Source organism: Pararhodobacter sp. CCB-MM2 (assembly GCF_001691415.1).
In the GTDB taxonomy this organism is placed as follows: domain Bacteria; phylum Pseudomonadota; class Alphaproteobacteria; order Rhodobacterales; family Rhodobacteraceae; genus Pararhodobacter.
This window is the reverse complement of sequence record NZ_LRRR01000070.1, coordinates 1-1,044: the sequence shown is the minus strand read 5'-3', so window position 1 is coordinate 1,044 and position 1,044 is coordinate 1. Positions and strand designations below refer to the sequence as shown.

General features: G+C 62.5%; 1 protein-coding gene. It reads left to right on the top strand.

The genetic code is table 11. The annotated features are described in order from the left end of the window. A protein-coding gene (locus BCY78_RS24225) for an IS3 family transposase (protein ID WP_139103322.1) occupies nucleotides 1–1,044 on the top strand; the annotation gives its coding sequence in 2 pieces (ribosomal slippage) (nucleotides 1–226 and nucleotides 226–1,044; 1,045 coding nt annotated over the 2 pieces). This gene is flagged as partial in the annotation.

The following is a 1,044-nucleotide window of genomic DNA, read 5'->3' as shown; positions in this document are numbered from 1 at the left end:
GCGCAGATAATCGGGATGATCAAGGAGCAAGAGGCGGGAATGCCGACTGCGGAGGTGTGCCGCAGGCACGGCCTGAGCAGCGCGACGTTCTACAAGCTGAAGTCAAAGTATGGCGGCCTGGAAGTGTCCGAGGCGGCCAGGCTGAAGGCGCTTGAGGAGGAGAATGCCAAACTCAAACGCCTGTTGGCAGATACCATGCTGGACAACGTCGTCCTAAAGGACCTTCTGGGAAAGAGTTGACGACATTGATCAAGCGGCGAGACGCGGCGCTCCGGGTGATGCGAGATCATGACATCTCGCAGCGCCGGGCCTGTCGGCTAGTCGGTGTCGATCCCAAGACAGTCCGGCGAGAACGTCCGCCGGACTGTGCTGGCATCCGCAAGGAGATGCAGGAGATTGCCGGCAAGCGGCGTCGGTTCGGCTATCGCCGGATCGGCGTGCTGCTTGAACGCAAGGGCATGAGCATGAATCACAAGAAGCTCTATCGCATCTACCGCGAGGAAGGTCTGTCGGTGAAGCGACGACGCGGCCGGAAGCGGGCACGCGGTACACGGACGCCGATGCCGGTTGCCGCGTGGCCCAACGCGCGCTGGTCCTTGGACTTCGTGTCTGACAGCTTCGGCGCCTCGCGGAAGTTCCGGATCCTGGTCGTGATCGATGATTGCACCCGGGAATGTTTGTGCCTCGTAGCGGACACCAGCCTGTCCGGCGCACGGGTTGCCCGTGAGCTCAGCGCGCTGATCCGGATCTACGGCAAGCCCGGTTGCATTGTCAGTGACAACGGGACCGAGTTCACCAGCCGGGCGATCCTGAAATGGGCCGACGAGAACGAGGTGCCATGGCACTACATCGATCCGGGCAAGCCCCAGCAGAATGCTTTCGTCGAAAGCTTCAACGGCAGCCTGCGAGACGAGCTGTTGAGCGAGGAGCTCTTTGACAGCCTGGACGATGCGCGGCGGAAGCTGGCCCTGTGGCGCTACGACTACAACGCGGTCAGACCGCACTCCTCGCTGGGCAACCAGACCCCGCAACAAGCGCGCCGAG